The following is a 1,667-nucleotide window of genomic DNA, read 5'->3' on the forward strand; positions in this document are numbered from 1 at the left end:
GCGAAGGGAGCAACGCGGTCTTAATGATTCACTGTATAAGCCAGCATCATCGAGATCTGGCTCAGCGGCCGCCCGCCACTTTGTTCATGCCACTGGTTGAACGCATTCTGCACCGTCGCCAGGTCCCGCAGGCTGGTCGGGACTTTATCGATGATGTCCTGGGCATTGAGCGCCGCCACGACGTCATAGCTGGGCACGAACGTATCCTTGCCCATCATCCGCAGGAAACGCGGCGCCGACAGGCCGCCCAACTGATGGCCGTGTTTTTTAAGGTAAGTCCACAGACCCACGATATCGGTCACCGGCCAATCGGCGATCATCGCACCGAAGCTGCCCTTTTCATGGGCCACATCCTGCACCAGCTGCGCGTTGCGCGGCACGCTCTTGAGCTTGCCCAGGTGGCGGATGATCCGTGCATCCTGCATCAGCCGCTCCAGGTGCTCGGCGCTCATCAGCACGACCTTTTCCGGGTCGAACCTGAAAAACACCTCTTCGAACGCCGGCCACTTGGCATCGACCAGGCTGTGCTTGAGCCCGGCGCGGAACACTCGCAGCGCCATGGTCGAGAGGTAACGGTCATCGCTGATCTTGCGCAGTTGCGCCGGGGTCTTGGGTACAGGCAGATGGGCTTCCAATTCAGCCGCCGAACCGAAGCGGTTCAGACAATACTCGTGCAGCCACTTGTAATCGCGCATGCCCTCTCCTGAGGTCGGAAATAAAAAACGGCGCTCGCAAGCGCCGTGAATAGCTATCCCTGCGACCGTCAGAGATTCACCACGTTGACGAACCGCGGCGTGGCGCTGTCGTCGATGCGCAGGTTGGCGAAGTCGAACAGGTTGCGGTCCGCCAGTTGCGACGGAATGACGTTTTGCAGGGCGCGGAAAATGCTCTCGGTGCGGCCTGGGGTCTTGCGCTCCCATTCCTGGAGCATCTCCTTGACCACCTGGCGTTGCAGGTTTTCCTGGGAACCGCACAGGTTGCAGGGAATGATCGGGAACTGCTTGAAATCCGAATAGGCCTGGATGTCCTTCTCGCTGCAATAGGCCAGCGGACGGATCACCACGTTGCGCCCGTCGTCGGCGCGCAGCTTGGGCGGCATAGCCTTGAGCGAGCCGTTGTAGAACATGTTGAGAAAGAAGGTCTCGACGATGTCGTCGCGGTGGTGACCCAGGGCCATCTTGGTCGCGCCGATCTGGTCGGCGAAGGTGTAAAGCGTTCCGCGGCGCAGGCGCGAGCACAGCGAACAGGTGGTCTTGCCTTCGGGGATCAATTCCTTGACCACCGAATAGGTGTCTTTCTCGACGATGTGATATTCAACGCCCAACGATTCGAGGTAGGCCGGCAGCACGTGCTCGGGAAAGCCCGGCTGCTTCTGATCCATGTTCACGGCAACGATGTCGAACTTGATCGGGGCAACCTTCTGCAAATGCATCAGCACGTCGAGCAAGGTGTAGCTGTCCTTGCCGCCGGACAGGCAGACCATGACCTTGTCGCCATCCTCGATCATGTTGAAATCGGCGACGGCCTCACCGGCCAGGCGGCGCAGGCGCTTTTGCAGTTTGTTCTGGTTGACCGTGAGAGTGCCCATGACGCGAAATCCGTGAGATGTGACGAAAGGCCGGCATTTTACGCAAAAAACCCCTCCCGTGGCACCGCCCTTCGTGGCG

The 1,667-nt window shown here is 59.8% G+C and carries 2 protein-coding genes; both read right to left on the minus strand.

Going from position 1 to position 1,667, the window contains the following annotated elements:
- Positions 1 to 20: 20 nt before the first annotated feature.
- Entirely contained in the window at positions 21 to 695 is a 675-nt protein-coding gene (locus ACE04F_RS22200) for a DNA-3-methyladenine glycosylase I (RefSeq protein ID WP_486109944.1), read from the minus strand.
- A gap of 68 nt (positions 696 to 763) precedes the next feature.
- The gene (ttcA, locus tag ACE04F_RS22205) at positions 764 to 1,588 is read right to left on the minus strand and encodes a tRNA 2-thiocytidine(32) synthetase TtcA (RefSeq protein ID WP_486109945.1); all 825 of its coding nucleotides are present in this window, start codon (positions 1,586 to 1,588) and stop codon (positions 764 to 766) included.
- Positions 1,589 to 1,667: the final 79 nt, after the last annotated feature.

Source organism: Pseudomonas sp. AGC41 (assembly GCF_057334555.1).